We start from the raw sequence: 18,695 nt of genomic DNA, 5'->3' as shown, positions 1-18,695 counted from the left end.
CCGATGACGGTGACCCTCCATGGGGGACAGCGCAGCCGAGCGCACGGTGTGCGACCAGTCGCTGGAGCGGGGCTGGTCCAGCGACCGCCGACTAGAGGGTCAGCGGCCGTGGAACGACGGCGGGCGGCGGGCGAGGATCGCGGCGGCGCCCTCCCGGAGGTCCTCGGTCGCGTAGGACTGTGCGGCGGCGCGCACTTCGAGGCCGGGGTTTTCCGCCGGGAAGCCGTAGGACCGCTCTATCCCGGCCTTCGTCAGCCGCATCGCGATCGGGGCGCGGGAGGCCAGTTCGGTGACCAGTTTGCCCGTGGCCGCATCGAGTTCGTCCTCCGCCACGACCGTCGTGAGCAACCCGAGTTCCTTCGCCCGCGCCGCCTTGAGCAGCCTGCCGCCGAACAGGATCTCCTTCGCCTGCCCGATGCCGACGAACCGCGCGAGCCGTTGCGAGGGCGCGAAGAACCCGACGTTGATCTCGGGCCAGCCGATCCGGCAGGTCTCCGCGGCCACACGGAAGTCACAGGCCAGCGCGATTTCCGCCGCGTTACCGACGCAGGAACCGCGCAGCACGGCCACTGTCGGCAGCGGCAGCGTCTCGATCGCGCGGAACAGCCGGTACTCGGTCTCGACGTACTCGACATAGGCAGCCTCGTCCATGTCCAAAATGGACTGGAGATCGGCACCGCCGCTGAAGGTGTCCGCCCGCCCTTCGATGACCAGCACGCGAAGCTCGCCGGGCTGCTCCAGTTCGTCGACGTGCCCGGCCAGTTCGCGCAGCATCGGCAGGGTGAACACGTTCGCGGGGTGTTCGCTGCCGAACCGGAGCCTGCCGACGGCGCCGTCCCGGTCGAGGGTGATCGTGTGCGGGAAGTCGGTCACGGCACTCACCTTTCGTTGTCGTTGAACGAGCGTTCGACGCGCGGTTTCACGCGCGCACGGACACCACGAACTTGCCCAGCGCGGCGCGCTTTCCCAGTCCGGCCACCGCTTCGCCTGCCCGTGTCAGGGGAACGGTGGCGCAGACCGGCGGGTCCACGGCGCCGGATTCGAGGTGGGGGAGCAGCTTGTCCCACTCCTGGCGCTGGTAGCCGGGGCGGGGGATCGCGTAGGCGCCCCAGCCGACCCCGCGCACGTCGATGTTGTTGAGCAGCAGACGATTCACCTTCACGGTGGGGATGCCGCCGCCGGTGAAGCCGATGACGAGCACGCGGCCGAGCGGGGCCAGGCTGCGCAGGGAATCGGTGAACCGGTCGCCGCCGACCGGATCGACCACCAGGTCGACGCCGGCGCCTCCGGTCAGCTCCCGCACCGCGTCCTTGAATCCCTCGGCCCGCACGGTTTCGCAGGATCCGAGGGACTTCACGAATTCGGCCTTCTCCGCGGTGGACACGACCGAGATCACCCTGGCGCCGAGCGCGGTCGCGAGCTGCACCGTGGCAGTGCCGATGCCGCCCGCCGCCCCGTGCACGAGCACGGTTTCGCCCGCCTTGAGCCCGCCGCGGGTGAGCAGGCCGAAGGTCATCGTCAGGTAGTTCATCGGCAGGCAGGAGCCTGCGGCGAACGTGACTCGGCCGGGCAGCGGGAACACGTCGTGCGCCGGAACGGCCGCGACTTCCGCGAACGCGCCGGTCGTGCTGATGGCGGCGACGCGGTCGCCCGGCACGTATTCGGAGCCCTCCGGCGCGTGGCGCACCGTGCCGGCCAGTTCGCCGCCGAGGGTGAACGGCAGCCCGGGTTTGTACTGGTACCGGTCCTGGGTCAGCAGCAGGTCGGGGAAGTTCACCCCGGCCGCCTCGACGTCGATCACGACATCCCCGGCCGCCGGTTCCGGCTCGGCCACGTCCTCGACCACGACGGACTCCGGGCCGTCGGTGCGGTTCACTCGTACTGCGCGCATACTTCACCCATCTTCGTTGGCGGGAAAGGGAAATCACGCCATGTTCAGCGCCGTTGCCCCACCGCGTCGCCGGCGATGGCCTGGTAGTGCTCGATGAGCTCGTCGCGGGAGAGGGGGCCGTCGGGGTGGTACCACGAGGCGACGCTCGTGCAGGCGGACGTGACGAACCGGGCGGCGTCCCCGGGGTGGCGGGTGGCGAACACCTTCCGCCGCACGCCGTCGCGGATCACCCGGTCGAAGATTCGTTGCTGCACATCGCGTTTGGCGATGATCAGGGCGCGGCCCGCCGGTTCGAGCGCCCGGATCTCGCTGTTGCCGATGAGACTTTCCCGCTGCGAGTCCAGATGCACGGCGACGTGGGCGCCGACGATCGCGCGCAGCCGGTCAGCCGGGTCGGGGCCCGCCAGGTCGTGCGCCTCCTCGGTCGCGTGGATCAGCACGTCCAGCCCGCGATCGCAGATCGTCACCAGCAGGCGCTGTTTCGACTCGAAGTGGTGGTACAGCACGGCGGCGCTGGTCCCGGCCGCCGACGCGATGTCCCGCACGGACGTGCCGTGATAGCCGTTGCGCGCCATGACCTCGACCGCCGCGGCGATCAGGGTCGCCGCGGTCGGTTCGTCGTTCTCGTGCACCAGCACGCTCGGGCGCACGGGCGCCGTGGTCTCGGCACGCACCATGGCGTCAGCTTAGCCGTAGTGAACGAGCCTTCGACAGCCCCTTGACCGCCGAGCTCACGACACCTATGTTCCGTTGAACGAGCGTTCGACGACGAGGTTGAGCGGAGGTGCCGGTGATGGCCGGTCCGTATGCCGGACTCAAAGTCTTCGACCTGAGCCATGTGATCGCGGGACCCTTCTGCACCCGGCTGCTCGCCGATCTGGGGGCGGAGGTGATCCGCGTCGAGCAGCCCGCCGGCGACCTGATGCGCTGGCTGCCCGTCGGGATCGGCGCGCCCGGCGATCACCTGTCCAGCGCGTATGCCCAGTACAACAACGGGAAACGCTCGATCGGGCTCAACCTCAAGGATCCGCGCGGGGCCGGCCTGGCGGTGCGGCTCGCGGGCTGGGCCGACGTCGTGGTCGAGAACTTCGCGCCCGGCGTGCTCGCCAAACTGGGCCTGGGCTGGGAAGTCCTGCACGCCGCCGACGCGACCACGATCCTCTGCTCACTGTCCACTTTCGGCGGGGAAGGGCCCTACGCGCACCTGTCGGGATTCGGGCTCGTCGCCGAGGCCTACTCCGGGCTGATGTCGCTCACCGGCGAGGACGACGGCCCGCCGACGCATTTCGGTACCGCGCTCGCCGACGTGAACTCGGCCGTGCACGCGCTCGCCGCGATAGGGGCCGCGCTGCACCACCGGCACAACACCGGCGCGGGCACCCACATCGACATCTCGGCCTTCGACGCGCTCTTCGCGATGATCGACCAGCAGCCGGCGGCGGGCGCGTTCACCGGGGGCGAAGCCGTCCGCGGCAAGTACGGGAACCGGCACACGACGAGCGTCCCGTCCGGTGTCACGCGCTGCGTCGACGGCTCGTACGTCTCCTACGGGATGAGCGGGGACGTTTTCTTCGCGCGCCTGGTGAAGGCGATGGACGCGCCGGACCTGGCCGAGACGTACGGCACGAGCGAGGCCCGCGTCGCCGATCCCGGACCGCTCTACGACCGGATCGACGACTGGGCCGCCACCTGGCCGACCGCCGATGCGCTCGTGGATCACCTCGTCGGGCACGGGCTGTCGGCGGCACGCGTGCGCGGGGTGCGGGAGAACCTCACCGATCCGCATCTGCTCGCCCGCGGCACGCTCAGTCCCGTCCACTATCCCGGGCACGGTGACGTGCCGATGCAGACCGCGCCGTACCGGTTCTCCGACGCCGAAGTGAGGCCCGGCGCGGCGGCGGGCCCCATCGCCGCGGACACCGCGGCAGTCCTCAGCGAAGTGCTCGGCCTCGACGGGACCGCTCTGGCGGCGCTGTACGAGGACGGCGTGATCCACGGAGGCAGGACCGATGATCGTTGATTTCCTGGCAGGCGCGGTTCCCGAGGTGGACGCGTTCACGCTGTCGGAGGCGGTGACCAACGGCAGACTCCGGGGCTACGCCGAGCATTTCGGCGGCGCGGCCAAACCCGCCCGCTCCCACGCCGAGGTGACCGAACGGTGGGCGGCCGCGCGCGAAGCGGCGCGCGAGCTGGCACCGTCCGAAAAGGACTTTCTGCGGATGCTGGACCAGGGCGGGATCGGACTGGCCGGGGTGTACACCGAATCCTTCGGGTCCCGGCTCGGGGTCCCGACCGCGGGCAACCGGCTCGTCGCCGACTTCGTCCGGCGCAACCCGGACCGCACTGTGGGGTTCGGCGGGATCGACCCGTGGGAGACCGACGCGGCCGGGAACGTCGACGAGGCCGTCCACATGGGACTGTCCGGTGTCGTGCTCTCGCCGTTCAAACAGCAGCTGCTGCCCGGCGACCCGCGAATGGCCAGGGTCTACGGCCGGTGCGAGGCGCTCGGGGTGCCGGTGCTGCTGCACACGGGGATCAACTGGTCGCTCGACGCCGCTTACGACGTCGGGCATCCGCGCTACATCGACGCGGTGGCGAGCGCGTTCCCCGATCTGAAGCTCGTGGCGCTGCACGCCGGGTGGCCCTGGGTCGAGGACATGATGATGGTGACCTGGCGGCACGAGAACGTGTACGTGGATCTGTCCGCGCACCGGCCGCGCACCTTCACCCGGCCCGATTCGGGCTGGGCGCCGCTGCTGCGGTTCGGCAACCGGCAGCTGGCGGACCGGGTGCTGTTCGCCTCCACGTGGACGCTCCTCGGCGTCCCGCCCGCGGAGCTCGCCGAGGAGGTCCGCGCCCTGCCGCTCAAGGACGGGGTCGCCGAAAAGTGGCTGGGCGGCAACGCGTTGCGCTTACTCGGAAGGGAGTGAACCGTGCTCGTCCCGGATTTCGTCCGCAATAACGCGCGCTCCCGTGGCGGCTCGGTGGCGATCGTCAGCGGAGACCGCGAATATACCTATGCGGCGTTGCAGGAGCTGATCGAGCAGACCGCCGGGGCACTGTCCGCACGCGGAATCTCCTACGGTGACCGGGTCGCGGTGCTGGCCAAGAACAGCCTGGAGTACGTCCAGCTGTACTTCGCGACGGCCGCGATCGGCGCGATCCTGGTGCCGCTCAACTTCTGGCATCGGGCCGCCGAGCACGCCTACACGATCTCCGATTCCGACCCGGCGCTGTGGTTCGTCGAGGAGACCTACGACGAGGTCTCCCGTGAGGCGCGGGCCGCGCACCCAGACCTGCCGGTGCTGCGGATCCCCGGCCCGGAGGGCGATCGCGGGGACTGGGACGCCTTCCTGGCGGCCGCGCGGGAGGCGCCGCGAACGGACGTCGACGAACGCGATCCGCACATGATCCTCTACACCTCCGGGACCACGGGCAGGCCGAAGGGCGCGATGCTTTCCCACCGCCGCACGGCCGACGACGCGCTGGCGATGGCGGCCACGATGCGGGTGGACGACCGCGACGTGTTCATGAACTACTTCCCGCCGTTCCACGTCGGCAACTGGGACCACATGAAGCCCTTCCTGCTCATGGGCGGGAAAGTGGTGCTGCTGCGCGAGTTCGAGCCCGGCGTCGTGCTGGACCTGCTGCCGCGGCACCGGGTGTCGGTCATCCTCGGCGTGCCCACGATGCTGCACGCGCTGATCACGCATCCGCGGTTCCCCGGCACGGACATCTCGTCGGTGCGGTTGCTCTACTACGGCGCCTACGATCCGAGCGGGATCATGGACCGCGCCGCGGACGCTTTCGGCGCGAGAGAAGGGAAGGTGCGGTTCGCGCACACTTACGGGCTCACCGAGGGCGGCCCGTTCGTCACGTGGTGCCCGCCGCGGGATGTGTTCGAGCGGTGGGGATCCATCGGCCGCGCGATGCCCGGCGTCGACATCGCGCTGCTCGACGACACCGGCGCCGAGGTCGCGCCGGGCGAGCCGGGCGAGATCTGCGTCCGTGGCCCGCGCATGAGCGGGTACTGGCGCAACGAAGAGGCGTCGGCGGTGGCGCTCGCGGGAGATTGGCTGCACACCGGCGATGTCGCGGTGGCCGACGCGGACGGGTTCCTCACGATCGTCGACCGCAAGAAGGACATGATCCGCTCCGGTGGGCAGAACGTGTGGTCGAAGGAGGTCGAGGACTGCCTCGCCCGGCACCCCGGCGTCGCCGATGTGGCCGTGATCGGCCTGCCGGATCCCGTCTACGAGGAACAGGTCGCCGCGATCGTGATCCCCGCCGGTGACGGCACACCGGAGCTCGCCGGGGAGCTCACGGCTTTCGTGAAGGCGAATCTGGCCGGGTACAACACCCCGAAACAGGTGCATTTCGTCCGCGAGTTCCCGCGCACGGCCGTCGGGAAGATCCAGAAACACGTGCTGCGCGCGCGGTTCGGTGCTTGACGCCGGTTGCCCGTTTTTCCCCTCCCCTACAAGGAAGTAGGAGACCCATGCCCGATTCCGCAGAGACTCGAGCAGTGGCCGTCGCGGCCACGCCCGCGTTCGGTGAGCTCGTCCGTGCCCGCAACCGGTTCACGATTCCCGCGACGGTGGCGGGGTTCGGCGCCTATCTGTTCGTGATCGTCCTGTCCGGGTTCACGGATCTCTTGGCGGGCAAGGCCGCCGGGGTGCTCAGCTGGACCTTCCTGCTGACGGCCTTGATCTTCCCGCTGGTGTGGCTGCTGTGCGGGCTTTACACCCGCCGGGCCGCGCGGTGGGACGCGCTCGCCGCGCAAGCCGTCGCCGAGGCCGGCGTGCCGGCCGTCGCGAGCATCCCCGAGGGCGGTGCGCGATGAACGCGAACGCCGTCACCATCGGGATTTTCGCCGCGGTGATCGTCGTGACCCTGCTGATCACCGCGTGGGCCGGCCGCCGCAACCGCGACGCCGGTTCGCACTACGTGGCGGGCGGCCGGATCACGGGCTGGCAGAACGGCCTGGCCATCTGCGGTGACCTGCTGTCCGCGTCGACGTTCCTCGGGGTCGCCGGAATCCTTGCCCTGCAAGGGGTCTACGGGTTCTTCCTCGTCGCGGGCGGGCTGGTGGCCTTCCTGCTCGTGCTGCTGCTGGTCGCGGAACCGCTGCGGAACCTCGGCCGCTACACCATCGCCGACGTGCTCGCCAGCCGCTTCCGGTCGAAGGGCGTGCGCGCGGTGATGGCGGTCAACACCCTGGTGGTCACGGTGTTCTACATGATCGCCCAGCTCGTCGGCGCCGGGGTGCTGATCAGCCTGCTGATCGGCGTGCCGTACTGGGTCGCGGTGATCGTGGTCGGGGTGCTGATGGCGGTCTACATCACCGTCGGCGGCATGCTCGCGACCACCTGGATCCAGATCGTCAAGGCCGTCCTGCTGCTCACCGCGATGGCCGCGCTGGTGGTGCTCGTGCTGGCGCGGTTCCGGTTCAACCCGATGGCGCTGTTCCAGGCCGTCCAGGATTCTTCGCGGACGAATCTGTTCGCCAGGGCCAGCGGCGTGGTGCCCGGTCTCGACCTCGTGTCCGTGGCGCTCGCGCAGGTGCTGGGCACAGCGGCGCTGCCGCACATCCTGATCCGTTTCTTCACGGTGCCCGACGCCAAGGTCGCCCGGCGCTCGATGAGCGTCGCGTTGTGGATCCTCGGCCTCGCCTTCCTCGCGATGCCGTTCATCGGCTACGGGGCGGCCGCGATCGTGGGCCAGGCGAAGATCGCCGCGGCGAACAAGGCAGGCAATCTCGCCGCCCCGCAGCTCGCGGACGTGCTGGGCGGGCCGGTGCTGTTCGCGCTGGTCTCGGCCGTGGCGTTCGCGACCATCCTGGCCGTCGTCGCCGGGCTGGTGATCGCCGGATCCGGTGCGGTCGCGCACGACCTCTACAGCTCGATCATCCGCAAGGGCACGGCGACCGACGCCGAACAGGTCAGGGCGGGCCGGATCGCCGCCGTCGCGATCGCCGCGGTGTCCATCGTCTTGGCACTCGGCGCGCAGAACACCAACATCGCGTTGCTGGCGCTGATGGCGGTCGTCGTCGCCGCGAGCGCGAACGTGCCGGTGCTGGTCCTGCTGCTGTTCTGGAAACGGCTCAACACCGTCGGCGTGATCAGCGGGGTGAGCGCCGGGCTGATCGTGTCGGTCGCGCTGGTCCTCGTCGGCCCGGGGGTGATGGGCGCTTCGGCGCTGTACCCGTTGTCGTACCCGACGCTCGTCTCGGTGCCGATCGGTTTCCTCGGCTGCTACCTCGGCACGGTGCTCAGCCGCCCGCGGCGGGAAACCGAGGCCCCGTACGAAGAGATGCACGTGCGTGCCATGACCGGCGGCACGCCGGGATGACGCGGCGGAGGACGGCCGCGCACGGAACCCGCCCGCGTCCTAAGGTCGGCGTGCCGGGCCGACGAACAGGAGAGCTATGCAGGTCGAGTGGCTGCGCGCCTTCCTCACCGTGGTGGACCGCGGGGGTTTCACGCCCGCCGCCGCGCATCTTTACCGATCACAGGGACGCGTTTCGAGCTACATCGCCGCGCTGGAACGGGAACTCGGCGTCGCGGTCTTCGATCGCGATCACCGTCCGGTCCGCCTGACACCGGCGGGCGCCGCGTTCGAGCCGCACGCCCGGTCGGTGCTGGAGGAGCTCGAAGCGGGTCGGAACGCGATGGCTTCCGTACAGGGACTCGTGCGCGGCGACGTCACGCTCGCGACCTATCCGAGCGCGGGTGCGTCGTTCGTGCCCGATGTGCTGGCCCGGTTTTCCCACGACTACCCGGGCGTGCGGGTGGAGTTGCTGGAACACGCGATCCACGGCATCGACGAAGCACTCGTGCACGGCCGCGCCCTCCTCGCCGTCCGGCCGATGCTCCCGCCGCCGCGCAGTTCGCGCGGTTTCGAGCACGAGTCACTGTGGCGGGAGCCGATGTGCCTCGTCGTGCCCGGGGACCATCGGCTGGCCGGGGCGGCGGAGGCCGCGGTCGGCGACCTGGCGCACGAGCAGCTGGTGGTTTCCGGGCAGCACCTGCACTACGACACGGAGGCTTTCCGGCTGCTGATCAAAGAGGGCGTCGAACCCCGCGTGCGCTATGTGTCGGATCAGCCGCAGATCTTGGTGGGCCTCGTCCGCGCGGGACTGGGGCTCGGGTTCACCAACCAGCTCGCGCTGGCGACCGTGCGCACCGAGGGCGTGTCGGTGATCCCGGTGGCGCCCCGGTTGTACCGGGAGGTCGGGGTGTTCTGGGCGCCGGGACTCGGCGGCTCGCCCGCCGCTTCGGCGCTGCTCGACACCCTCCTCGCGACGCCGGTTCCGGCGGCGACGGTCGCCCTGCGCTGACCTCTTACCATCCGATTTCCGGATGGCCAGAATTGAATAGTCGCACTTGACCAGCGTGTGCCCCTGGCTGAAAGTGGATACCGCCCACCGCATCGGGTGATCGGCACCACAGCCGGTCCGGATGCCGGGGCTGCCGGTTTCCCGCGCTGAAGGGTGGACACCGTGGTCGGTGACAGGGACGTCGTCGGATCGCTCGAAGGTCGTTCGGCGATCGTGACCGGGTCCAGTTCCGGGATCGGTCTCGCCGTCGCGGAGCGGCTGGCGGCCCTCGGCGCGCGGGTGGTGGTCAACTCGCGGGACGCGGCGCGTGCCGAGGCCGTCGCCGAGAAGATCGTCGCCGACGGTGGCACGGCTGTCGGTGTCGCGGCCGACGTGAGTGTCCCGGCGGGCGGGCAGACCCTCGCCGACGCCGCGCTCGACGCGTTCGGCCGGCTCGACGTGCTGGTGAACAACGCCGGCATCCCGCTCGTCAAGCCCGCCGAGGAGATCACCCCGGACGACTGGGCGAACGTGCTCGCCACGAACCTTTCCGGCCCGCTCTTCTGCGCGCAGGCCGCGGCCAGGGTGATGCTGGCGCGAGGCGGCGGCACGATCGTCAACGTCTCGTCGGTGCTGGGCTCCACCGCGATCCCCGGCCGGGCTGCCTACGCCACCGCGAAGCACGGCCTCGAAGGGTTGACGAGGTCGCTCGCGGTCGAGTGGGCGGACCGCGGCATCCGGGTGGTCTCGGTCGGGCCCGCCTACGTGGCGACCCCGTTCGTCGAGCGGACCATGGCCACCGGCAAGTTCTCCGCCGCCGATCTCGAACGCCGCACCCCGCTGGGCAGGCTCGGCACGCCCGCCGAGGTCGCCGACGTCGTGGCTTTCCTCGTGTCCCCCGCCGCCGCGTACATCACCGGTTCCGGGGTGGCGATCGACGGCGGCTGGCTCGCGTACGGCGGCTGGTGATCCGGCCGGATCCCGCCCATCCGTGCTCTGTTCCGAAAGGAAGCAATGACCGACTTCACGCCCCAGTTCCCGCCGGAGGCGGCCACGGCCGCGCCCTGGGCGGTGCTCCCACCGCTGGGCGCCGGCGGACCGGCCCGGAGTTCCTTGTCCGGCAACGAACTCCGCGAAGCCTGCGAGCTGATGCTGTTCTCGCGCGCCTTCGACGACAAGGGTTTCAGCCTCCAGCGGCAGGGCCGCTTCGGCACCTTCTCTCCCGTGCGCGGGCAGGAAGCTTCCGTTGTGGGCGCGGCGTTCGCGCTCGACCCGGGGCGCGACTGGGTGGTGCCGCAGTACCGCGAGCTGCCCGCGCTGCTGCGCCAAGGGCTGCCGTTGGAGAACTTCATGCTGACGTTCCTCGGCGACCCGCGGGGCGGGGCGGCGCCAGTTGGAGTGAACGTTCTTCCCGTCCAGATCGGCCTCGCCGCGCAGCTTCCGCAAGCCGTCGGGCTGGCGTGGGGATTGCGGCTGCGGGAGCAGTCCGGTGTCGTGCTGGTGTTCTGCGGCGACGGTGCTTCGTCCGAAGGCGACTTCCACGAGGCGTGCAACCTCGCGGGCACGCTCTCCGCGCCCGTGGTTTTCCTTGTGCAGAACAATGGTTGGGCCATCTCGACGCCGCGCGAGCGGCAGTCCGCCGCGGCGACGCTCGCGGCCCGCGCGCCAGGCTACGGGATGCCGGGCGCACTCGTGGACGGCAACGATCTCCTTGCCGTGCACGAAACAGTGAGCGCGGCCGTGGAGCGGGCGCGGGCGGGCGAAGGGCCTTCGCTCATCGAGACCGTGACTTACCGCATGGGTGACCACAACACCGCCGACGACGCCTCGCGCTACCAACCCGAACACGAACTGGCCGAGTGGGCGGACCGCGATCCGATCACCCGCGCCCTCGCTTACCTGCGTGATCGCGGGCTGTGGGACGACGAGCACGACGCGGCAGTGCGCGCCCGCATCGCGGACCGCATCGACGAAGCGGTCCGGACGGTCGAGGCGATGGAACCTCCTGGCGTGGCACACCTTTTCGCCCACGTAGTCGAAGAGGCGTCGCCGAGGTCGGTGCGCCAGCAGGCCTGGCTGAACGCCGCGGGCGGCGCCCGGTGACCCGGATGGACCTGCTGCGCGCCATCAACACCACGCTGCGCGGCGAACTGGAGCGCGACGAGCGGACACTCGTCCTCGGCCAGGACGTCGGCAGGCTCGGCGGCGTTTTCCGTGCCACCGAAGGACTTCTCGACGAGTTCGGGCCGGATCGCGTGGTGGACATGCCGCTCGCGGAGGCCGCGATCGTCGGCGCTTCGATCGGGCTCGCGGCGGCCGGCCTGGTGCCGATCGCCGAACTGCAGTTCCTCGGGTTCAGCCATCAGGCGTTCCACCAGATCGGCGCGCAGCTCGCGCGGATGCGCTACCGGTCGCAGGGGCGGTTCCCGATGCCCGTCGTCATCCGCGCGCCCTTCGGCGGCGGGGTTCGTACTCCGGAACTGCACTCGGAAGCGCTCGAGGCGCAGTTCGTGCAGAGCCCGGGACTCGCGGTCGTGATGCCGTCGACACCCGCGGATGCCAAGGGGCTGCTGCAAACCGCCGTACGCTCCGCCGACCCGGTGCTGTTCTGCGAGCCTCTCCGTGGCTACCGGCTCGTCACGGGCGAAGTGCCGGACGGGGACGCGCCCGTGCCGTTCGGGCGGCTGCGGGTGGTCCGCGAGGGCGACGACGTGACGATCGTGGCCTGGAGCGCGGCCGTCCAGGTGGCCGGGAAAGCGGCGGAAGTGCTTGCGGAGGAAGGGATTTCCGCGACCGTCGTCGATCTGCGGACGCTCGTCCCGCTCGACGAACAGGGTCTCGTCGACGCCGTGGCGGCGACCGGGCGGTGCGTCGTGGTGCACGAGGCACCGCTGACGGCCGGGTTCGGCGCCGAGGTGGTCGCGACGGTCAACGAAGGCGCTTTCTATTCGCTCGAAGCGCCGATCGCGCGGGTCGCCGCCCCGGACACCCCGTACCCGCCCGGCCGGATCGAAGACCTGTTCGTGCCGAACGTGGACCGGGTCGTCGCGGCCGCGAGGGCGACGGTGAAGGCATGAGCGGCACCGAGTTCCGCCTGCCCGATCTCGGGGAAGGGCTCGCCGAGGCCGAAATCGTCGAGTGGCTGGCCGAGGTCGGCGCCGAGGTGACCGCCGATCAGCCCGTCGTCCTGGTCGAAACGGCCAAGGCACAGGTCGAACTGCCCGCCCCGGTTTCCGGCAGGCTCACCGGTATCGCCCGCAAGTCCGGCGATCTCGTCGCGGTGGGGGAGCCGTTGTTCACGGTCGAGCCCGCCGCCGGTGCCGCGCCGCCGAAACCCGCGGGACGGCGCCGGGTGCTCGCGGCGCCGAGTACCCGCAGGCTCGCCGTCGAGCACGGTGTCGACCTCGCCGCCGTCGACGGTTCCGGGCCGAATGGCCGCGTCGAGGCGGGCGATGTGCTCGCCCACGTCGCCCAGCCCGCGCCGGTTCCGGTGGCCGCACAAGGAGAGCGCCCGCCCGAGGTCCGGCCCCTGCGCGGGTTGCGCCGGCAGATCGCGCGGGCGATGACGGCGTCGCTCACGGTCCCGCAGATCACGGAGTTCCGGCAGATCGACGCGGAAGCGCTGGAGGCGGCGCGTGCCGAACTCGGCGAGGCGGGTCATCGCGTCAGCGTGCTGCCGCTGCTGGTGCGGATCGTCGCCGCCGCGCTGCGGCGCCATCCGGAGTTCAACGCGCACTTCGACAGCGAGCGGGCGGAACTCAGGCTGCACGATTCCGTGGACCTGGGGATCGCCACGGCGACTCCCGGCGGGTTGATCGTGCCGGTGCTGCGCGCGGCGGGAAGCCGCTCGATTCCGGGAACAGGCCGGGAAATCGAGCGGCTCGCCGAGGCCGCGCGGGAACGGGAGCTGAACCCGCGGGAGACCTCGGGCGCCACTTGCACGATCAGCAACTTCGGCAGCTTCGGCACCTGGCTGGGCACGCCGCTGATCGTGCCGCCGCAGGTGTCGATCATCGGCGTCGGCCGGGTGCGGGACGAGGTGGTCCCGGTCGGCGGCGTGCCCGCCGTCCGGCGGGTGCTGCCGCTCGCGGTGGCCGCCGACCACCGCGTCGTCGACGGCGCCGAACTGGGCGCTTTCGCCACCACCATCGAGCGGCTGGTCCGTTCCCCGTTGCTGCTGCTCGGGGAGGGCTGATGGTCGTCGGAGAGATCGCCGAAGCGGTGGACCTGCTCGTCGTCGGAGGCGGGCCCGGCGGCTACACCGCGGCGCTGCACGCCGCGCGGCGCGGCCGTGAAGTGGTGCTCGTCGACCGTGACGGCGAAAGCGGACTCGGTGGCGCCTGCCTGCAGCGTGGCTGCATCCCGTCGAAGGCGCTGATCGAGCTGGCGGACCTCGCCGACCGGTCCGCGGCCCATCCGGCGCTGGCCGGTGCCACGAAGGCCGATCTCGCGGTTTTCCGGAAATACCAGGAAGAAATCGTCGGTGACCTCACCGGCGGGATCCGCTCGATGCTCGCCGCCGCCGGAGTGCGCGTCCTCGCCGGGGAGCTGCGGTTCACCCGCACCGACCAGGCCGTGGTCCGGACCATCGAGGGCCGCGCGCGGTTCCTGGAATTCCGCGACGTCGTGCTCGCGACCGGTTCGCGGCCCGTCGAGCTGCCCGCGCTGCGGGTCGACGGCGAGGCCGTGCTCGACAGCACCGGCGCGCTGGAACTGACCGCGCTTCCGGCCTCCGTCGCGATCGTCGGCGCCGGGTACATCGGGATCGAACTGGGGACGGCGCTGGCCAAACTCGGGGCGAAGGTCACCGTGGTCGAGGCCGCGGACCGTATCCTCCCCGAACTGGATCCCGCGCTGGTGCGCCCGGTTGCGCGCCGGCTCGACGAGCTCGGCGTGGAGGTCGTCACCCGGGCCATGGCGGCGGGGCACGCGCACGGCGTACTCCACTGTGAACGGGAAACCGCTGCCGTGGCAGTCGAAGCCGAGCGTGTGATCGTCGCCGTGGGCAGGCGCCCCAACACCGACCAGCTCGGGCTCGACCGGCTCGGCGTCACGCCACGGGCCGACGGGTTACTCGACGTGGGGCGCGATCGGTTGCTACGACGGCATGTCGCCGCGATCGGCGACATCACGCCGGGGCCCGCGCTGGCGCACAAGGCTTACGCCGAGGCGCCCGTCGCCGTCGACGCCCTGTGCGGCGACCGGGTGGCGTTCGATCCGGTGGCCGTTCCGGCGGTCGTGTTCTCCGACCCGGAGATCGCCACGGCGGGCCTGCCCGCCGCGGCGGCCGGGGACGCCGAGGTCACCACGGTTCCGATGGCGGGCAACGGCCGGGCGAAGACGCTCGGCGCGGCGCGGGGCCTCGTGCAGCTCGTGACCGAAGCGGGCTCGGGGGTCGTCCTCGGTGTGCACATCGTGGGCCCGCACGCCAGTGAGGTCATCGCCGAAGCCACCGTCGCGCTCGAACTGGGGGCGGCGGCCGCCGACCTCGCCCACATCGTGCACACCCACCCCACGGTGGCCGAACAGCTCCACACCGCCGCGCTGGCCGGTTCCCGCGCGGCCCCGGATCCGGCGACCCTGATCGAAAGGACGGACATGCTCAGCGCAGAACAGGTCCGCGCGAAACCGCCGCGGGCGATCTCCGACCGGCCCGGACGACGGAAAGGACCACGATCATGGTGCTGACCACCCCGCTGTCGCGGCGGTCCCTGCTCAAGGCCGGGGGACTGGCCGGACTCGCGACCGTCGCCGCGGCCTGCGGCGCGGCCGGGTCCTCCTCCCCGGGCTCGGTGTCGATCATCAACACCAGTTCCAACGACACCCTCGTCCTCCAGCAGCTGATGAAGGACCAGAAGCTCTACGAGGCGTTCCAGGTGACCGCGGACGTCCAGAACGTCTCGGACGGCACGCGCCTGATGGGCAGCATCATCCAGGGCCGCAGTGATCTCGCGGTGTTCAGCGGGTTCTCGCAGATCTTCCCCGCCGTCGCGCGGGGCGGGAAGCTGAAGATCATCGGCGGCGTGAGCGCGGGCCCGGACTACGCCGTGTTCTCGGCGAAACCGGACATCCGCAGTCTGAAGGACCTCGAAGGGCGGAGCGTGGGCACGGGTGCCATCGGCGCGCTGCTGCACGAGATCATGCTCGCGTTGTTCGACAAGAACGGGGTCGACGCGTCGAAGGTGAAGTTCGTCAACGTGGGCAGCAGCACCGACGTTTTCCGTGCCGTCTCCGCCGGCACGGTCGACGCGGGGCCCGCGCTGGTCACCTACTTCGACAAGCAGGACCAATACGGCGTGCACTCGATTTCGCAGGTGTGGAAGGAACTTCCGCAGTTCGCCCAGCAGGCCGCGTTCGCGTCGCAGGACACGATCGACAACCACCGCGAGGCACTGGTGCGCACGCTGGCCGCGCACGCGAAGGTCTTCCGCTTCGTGAGCGACCCCGCGAACACCGCGGCCTATCTGGCGGCGAACACGGCGGTGAAGGGCGCGCCGCAGGATGAGGCGACCACGCTTTTGCAGTTCTACCAGCAGAATCCGTTCTTCCGCCAGGACCTCGTCTTCACCGAAGAGCAGGTCACGCAGATCCAGGAACTGAACGTGCGGACCGGTGTGCAGCCGTCCGTGCTCCCCTTCGACCAGGTCTGTGACCTGTCGCTGGCCAAGGAAGCGGTGAGCAGGCTGTGAGCGCCCCGTTGGAACTGTCCACCGCGATCAGCCGGTACGGCCACACCGCCCCCGTGCTCGACGGTGAGGTGCGCCCGGACGGCGTCGTGATCAAGGACGCGAAGCCGGCGCCGATCATCGGCGCGTACCGGCGGATGGTGCGCGAGCTGGCCTACGACGTGGCGGAGCTGGCGCCGACGACGTACCTGATCGCCAAGGAAGCAGGGATCCCGTTCACGGCGATCCCGGTCTTCCTCATGCGCCGGTTCCACCACAGCGGCATCGCCGTGCTCGGCAACGCGGGCATCGACGGGCCGAAGGATCTCGAAGGCCGCGCGATGGGCGTGCGGGCGTACTCGGTGACCAGCGGTGTCTGGAGCCGCGGCATCCTCGCCGACGACTACGGCGTCGACCTCGGCGCGATCGAGTGGGTGGTCGACGACGAGGACCACGTGACCAGTTACGTGCCGCCCACGAACGTGCGCGCGGTCGCGCCCGGCGAAAGCCTCGTGGAGTTGTTGCGGGACAGGCGGATCCAGGCGGCGTTCACCGGTATCGCCGGCATCGGCCGGTCCGGCCCGCCGCAGGGTGAATGGGAGGGCAAAGCGAGCGAAGCGCCGGAGTACCGCGAGCTGTTCCCGGACGCCAAGGAGCTCGAAACCCGGTGGTACCAGCGTGAAGGCGTGCTCCCGCTGCACTCCGTCGTCGTCATCCGCGACGAGCTCGTGGCGGAGCATCCGTGGCTGCCAGCCGCGTTGTACGAGACGTTCGAGAAGGCCAAGGCCCCTTACCTCGCCACCCTCGACGGCAGCGGCAGCCCGGACACGGACACCGCGGAACACCTCAAGAACCGGTCCATTGTGGACGGTGATCCGCTCCCGTACGGCCTCGGCGCGAACAGGGCGGCGATCGAAACACTGATCCGCTACGCGCGGACGCAGCACCTCATCGACGGCACGCCCGCGCCGGAGTCGCTCTTCCACTCCGTCTGACCACTACAGCGAGGAACCATGACTGCACCTGTGATCGACATCCACCCCCACGTGATCTCCGAGGACCGCGGCAGCTACCCGCTGAAACCGCTGGGCGGCAGGCAATCCGGGTGGTCGGCGGCGCGGCCGCTGTCCGGTGACGCCCTGCTGCGGGCGATGGACGACGCCGGGGTGGCGCGCGCCGCGATCGTGCAGACCTCCACCGCCTACGGCTTCGACAACAGCTACGTGGCCGACGTCGTCGCCGCGCATCCCGGACGCCTGACCGGGGTCTGCTCGATCGACGTGCTGGCGGAGAACGCGGTGGACGTGCTGCGGACCTGGGTCGAGGAACGCGGCATGACCGGCCTGCGGTTGTTCACCACGGGCAGCACGATGCCGGGGCAGGCGGACTGGCTCGACGACGAGCGCACCTTCCCGGTGTGGGCGTGGGCCGAAGCCCACGACATCCCGGTCTGCGTGCAGATGACCCCGGAAGGCCAGCCGCGGCTGCGGAACCTGCTCCGCCGGTTTCCCGCCGCGAAGGTGATCCTGGACCACCTCACGCAGCCCTCGATCGAATCCGGCCCGCCGTATCCCGGCGCCGCCACGCTCTTCGAACTCGCCGATTACGACAACGTGTACCTCAAGGTCACGACGGAGAACTTCCAGCACTCCCGTGACGGAGCCGCGAGCCCGGAGACGTGGTTCGGCCGGATCTTCGAGGTGTTCGGCGCGCGGCGGATCGCGTGGGGGTCGAATTTCCCCGCGGCCGAGGGAACTCTGCCGGAACTCGTCGGAATGGCGCGCGACCAGTTGTCGTTCCTCTCGGCCGAGGACGCCGACTGGGTTTTCTCGCGCACGGCGCAGTCGCTGTACCCGGTGCTCGCTTCGGTGGGGGCGGCCCGATGACAGGCGCTCGCACGCGCGTCGAGGCGTTGATCGGCAAGTACCCCAACACGGCGGCGCTGCACGACGGGAGTGTCCGCTCGGACGCGCTGGAGTTGCGGTTCGCCGACGTGTTCCCGGTGCACGACGCGTTCGGCGCGATGATCCGCGAGCAGTGCTTCGACGTCAGCGAAATGGCGATCGTGACCTACCTGCAGGCGAAGGCCGCGGGGGCACCGCTGACCCTGCTGCCGATCGTGCTGGTCGGCCGCTTCCAGCACCGGTACCTGGTCGCCGACGCACGCCGCCCGGTCACGCCGGAACAGCTGAAGGGCGCCCGGATCGGGGTCCGCGCGTACACCGTCACGACGGGGGTTTGGCTGCGCGGCCTGCTGGAGGCGGATTACGGCGTCCCCGGCGATTCGGTGACGTGGGTGACCTTCGAGGAGCCCCACGTCGACGGGTTCACGGAACCGTCCAATGTGGTCCGTGCGCCCGCGGGCGCGTCGATCGAGCAGCTGCTCGCCGACGGTGAGCTCGACGCGGCCGTGCTCGGTTCGCCCGGTGCCCCGGGTACCCAGGCGCCCACCGTGCCGGTCATCGCGGACCCCGTCGCGGCGGGCGGTGAATGGTTCCGCGAATACGGCGTCGTCCCGATCAACCATGTGCTGGTCGTGCCCGCGCCACTGCCGGAAAAGTCGCCGGAGCTGGTGACCGAGGTGTTCGGGATGGTCGCCGAATCCCGGACGCGAGCGCTGGCCGAACCGCGGCTGGCGCCGGAAGAGCCGGGCGTCACGGCCGCGGACGCGCTGCCCGTAGGGCTCGACGCGCTGCGGCCAGGGCTGGAAATCATCGCCGAGTACGCCGTGCGGCAGCACCTGATCCCGTCGCCGATCGCGGTGGACGACATGGTCGACGACGTGACCCGTCGTCTCGGATAACGACAAGCAGGAGTCGAG

18 protein-coding genes are annotated in these 18,695 nt (G+C 70.7%); 15 read left to right on the top strand and 3 right to left on the bottom strand.

From position 1 onward, the window contains the following. Nucleotides 1-99: 99 nt before the first annotated feature. From FPZ12_RS18440 to FPZ12_RS18430, 3 genes are read right to left on the bottom strand one after another with little or no spacing between them, the layout of a single operon-like run. The gene (locus tag FPZ12_RS18440; RefSeq protein WP_166462808.1) at nt 100-873 is read right to left on the bottom strand and encodes an enoyl-CoA hydratase/isomerase family protein; all 774 of its coding nucleotides are present in this window, start codon (nt 871-873) and stop codon (nt 100-102) included. Nucleotides 874-919: 46 nt separating this feature from the next. Continuing rightward, nucleotides 920-1,891: an NADPH:quinone oxidoreductase family protein gene (locus FPZ12_RS18435; protein ID WP_144751718.1), complete on the bottom strand. Its 972-nt coding sequence runs from the start codon at nt 1,889-1,891 to the stop codon at nt 920-922. A 44-nt stretch (nt 1,892-1,935) separates the two neighbouring features. Next, nucleotides 1,936-2,568, bottom strand: a complete 633-nt coding sequence (locus FPZ12_RS18430; RefSeq protein ID WP_144751722.1) for a TetR/AcrR family transcriptional regulator — start codon at nt 2,566-2,568, stop codon at nt 1,936-1,938. Nucleotides 2,569-2,684: 116 nt separating this feature from the next. Here FPZ12_RS18430 and FPZ12_RS18425 point away from each other — a divergent pair, with 116 nt between their 5' ends. From FPZ12_RS18425 to FPZ12_RS18355, 15 genes are all read left to right on the top strand, one after another. Next, nucleotides 2,685-3,911 (top strand): CaiB/BaiF CoA transferase family protein, encoded by a 1,227-nt coding sequence (locus FPZ12_RS18425; protein ID WP_144751724.1) that lies wholly within the window; start codon nt 2,685-2,687, stop codon nt 3,909-3,911. Further along, nucleotides 3,901-4,821 carry an amidohydrolase family protein gene (locus tag FPZ12_RS18420; RefSeq protein WP_144751727.1) on the top strand — a complete coding sequence of 307 codons (921 nt, stop codon included), beginning with the start codon at nt 3,901-3,903 and terminating at the stop codon, nt 4,819-4,821. The genes FPZ12_RS18425 and FPZ12_RS18420 overlap by 11 nt, the downstream gene beginning before the upstream one ends. 3 nt (nt 4,822-4,824) lie before the next feature. Next, nucleotides 4,825-6,342 (top strand): class I adenylate-forming enzyme family protein, encoded by a 1,518-nt coding sequence (locus FPZ12_RS18415; protein ID WP_144751730.1) that lies wholly within the window; start codon nt 4,825-4,827, stop codon nt 6,340-6,342. Between the two features lie 47 nt (nt 6,343-6,389). Further along, nucleotides 6,390-6,734, top strand: coding sequence for a DUF485 domain-containing protein (locus FPZ12_RS18410; protein ID WP_144751733.1), 345 nt, complete (start codon nt 6,390-6,392; stop codon nt 6,732-6,734). After that, on the top strand, nt 6,731-8,242 hold the full coding sequence (locus FPZ12_RS18405) for a solute symporter family protein (RefSeq protein ID WP_144751736.1): 1,512 nt from the start codon (nt 6,731-6,733) through the stop codon (nt 8,240-8,242). Before FPZ12_RS18410 ends, FPZ12_RS18405 begins: the two co-directional genes overlap by 4 nt. 76 nt (nt 8,243-8,318) lie before the next feature. Further along, the gene (locus FPZ12_RS18400) at nt 8,319-9,230 is read left to right on the top strand and encodes a LysR family transcriptional regulator (protein WP_144751740.1); all 912 of its coding nucleotides are present in this window, start codon (nt 8,319-8,321) and stop codon (nt 9,228-9,230) included. A 162-nt stretch (nt 9,231-9,392) separates the two neighbouring features. Next, a complete protein-coding gene (locus tag FPZ12_RS18395) occupies nt 9,393-10,178 on the top strand; it encodes an SDR family NAD(P)-dependent oxidoreductase (protein WP_144751743.1) in 786 nt (261 codons plus the stop codon). Between the two features lie 45 nt (nt 10,179-10,223). Then, entirely contained in the window at nt 10,224-11,312 is a 1,089-nt protein-coding gene (locus FPZ12_RS18390; RefSeq protein ID WP_144751746.1) for a thiamine pyrophosphate-dependent enzyme, read from the top strand. Nucleotides 11,313-11,317: 5 nt separating this feature from the next. Then, complete coding sequence (locus FPZ12_RS18385; protein ID WP_279537820.1) at nt 11,318-12,286, top strand: alpha-ketoacid dehydrogenase subunit beta; 969 nt, start codon at nt 11,318-11,320, stop codon at nt 12,284-12,286. Further along, nucleotides 12,283-13,404 carry a dihydrolipoamide acetyltransferase family protein gene (locus FPZ12_RS18380; protein ID WP_144751753.1) on the top strand — a complete coding sequence of 374 codons (1,122 nt, stop codon included), beginning with the start codon at nt 12,283-12,285 and terminating at the stop codon, nt 13,402-13,404. The genes FPZ12_RS18385 and FPZ12_RS18380 overlap by 4 nt, the downstream gene beginning before the upstream one ends. Next, complete coding sequence (locus tag FPZ12_RS18375; RefSeq protein ID WP_144751756.1) at nt 13,404-14,897, top strand: FAD-dependent oxidoreductase; 1,494 nt, start codon at nt 13,404-13,406, stop codon at nt 14,895-14,897. The genes FPZ12_RS18380 and FPZ12_RS18375 overlap by 1 nt, the downstream gene beginning before the upstream one ends. After that, nucleotides 14,888-15,898, top strand: coding sequence for an ABC transporter substrate-binding protein (locus tag FPZ12_RS18370; RefSeq protein WP_144751759.1), 1,011 nt, complete (start codon nt 14,888-14,890; stop codon nt 15,896-15,898). Before FPZ12_RS18375 ends, FPZ12_RS18370 begins: the two co-directional genes overlap by 10 nt. Beyond that, the gene (locus FPZ12_RS18365; protein WP_144751762.1) at nt 15,895-16,869 is read left to right on the top strand and encodes a substrate-binding domain-containing protein; all 975 of its coding nucleotides are present in this window, start codon (nt 15,895-15,897) and stop codon (nt 16,867-16,869) included. Before FPZ12_RS18370 ends, FPZ12_RS18365 begins: the two co-directional genes overlap by 4 nt. Before the next feature lie 18 nt (nt 16,870-16,887). Then, on the top strand, nt 16,888-17,760 hold the full coding sequence (locus tag FPZ12_RS18360) for an amidohydrolase family protein (protein ID WP_144751765.1): 873 nt from the start codon (nt 16,888-16,890) through the stop codon (nt 17,758-17,760). Further along, nucleotides 17,757-18,677, top strand: coding sequence for a substrate-binding domain-containing protein (locus FPZ12_RS18355; RefSeq protein WP_144751767.1), 921 nt, complete (start codon nt 17,757-17,759; stop codon nt 18,675-18,677). The genes FPZ12_RS18360 and FPZ12_RS18355 overlap by 4 nt, the downstream gene beginning before the upstream one ends. Nucleotides 18,678-18,695 lie beyond the last annotated feature (18 nt).

The sequence above is a fragment of the Amycolatopsis acidicola genome (assembly GCF_007713735.2).
Lineage (GTDB): Bacteria > Actinomycetota > Actinomycetes > Mycobacteriales > Pseudonocardiaceae > Amycolatopsis_E > Amycolatopsis_E acidicola.
Note: the sequence above shows the minus strand (reverse complement) of the source record. Positions and strands in the feature narration are given on the sequence as shown.

Coding starts and splice junctions, on each gene's coding strand:
- FPZ12_RS18425 (WP_144751724.1), top strand. CDS start 2,685: ATGGCCGGTCCGTATGCCGGACTCAAAGTCTTCGACCTGAGCCATGTG.
- FPZ12_RS18400 (WP_144751740.1), top strand. CDS start 8,319: ATGCAGGTCGAGTGGCTGCGCGCCTTCCTCACCGTGGTGGACCGCGGG.
- FPZ12_RS18410 (WP_144751733.1), top strand. CDS start 6,390: ATGCCCGATTCCGCAGAGACTCGAGCAGTGGCCGTCGCGGCCACGCCC.
- FPZ12_RS18420 (WP_144751727.1), top strand. CDS start 3,901: ATGATCGTTGATTTCCTGGCAGGCGCGGTTCCCGAGGTGGACGCGTTC.
- FPZ12_RS18370 (WP_144751759.1), top strand. CDS start 14,888: ATGGTGCTGACCACCCCGCTGTCGCGGCGGTCCCTGCTCAAGGCCGGG.
- FPZ12_RS18355 (WP_144751767.1), top strand. CDS start 17,757: ATGACAGGCGCTCGCACGCGCGTCGAGGCGTTGATCGGCAAGTACCCC.
- FPZ12_RS18435 (WP_144751718.1), bottom strand. CDS start 1,891: ATGCGCGCAGTACGAGTGAACCGCACCGACGGCCCGGAGTCCGTCGTG.
- FPZ12_RS18385 (WP_279537820.1), top strand. CDS start 11,318: ATGGACCTGCTGCGCGCCATCAACACCACGCTGCGCGGCGAACTGGAG.
- FPZ12_RS18375 (WP_144751756.1), top strand. CDS start 13,404: ATGGTCGTCGGAGAGATCGCCGAAGCGGTGGACCTGCTCGTCGTCGGA.
- FPZ12_RS18405 (WP_144751736.1), top strand. CDS start 6,731: ATGAACGCGAACGCCGTCACCATCGGGATTTTCGCCGCGGTGATCGTC.
- FPZ12_RS18380 (WP_144751753.1), top strand. CDS start 12,283: ATGAGCGGCACCGAGTTCCGCCTGCCCGATCTCGGGGAAGGGCTCGCC.
- FPZ12_RS18360 (WP_144751765.1), top strand. CDS start 16,888: ATGACTGCACCTGTGATCGACATCCACCCCCACGTGATCTCCGAGGAC.
- FPZ12_RS18430 (WP_144751722.1), bottom strand. CDS start 2,568: ATGGTGCGTGCCGAGACCACGGCGCCCGTGCGCCCGAGCGTGCTGGTG.
- FPZ12_RS18390 (WP_144751746.1), top strand. CDS start 10,224: ATGACCGACTTCACGCCCCAGTTCCCGCCGGAGGCGGCCACGGCCGCG.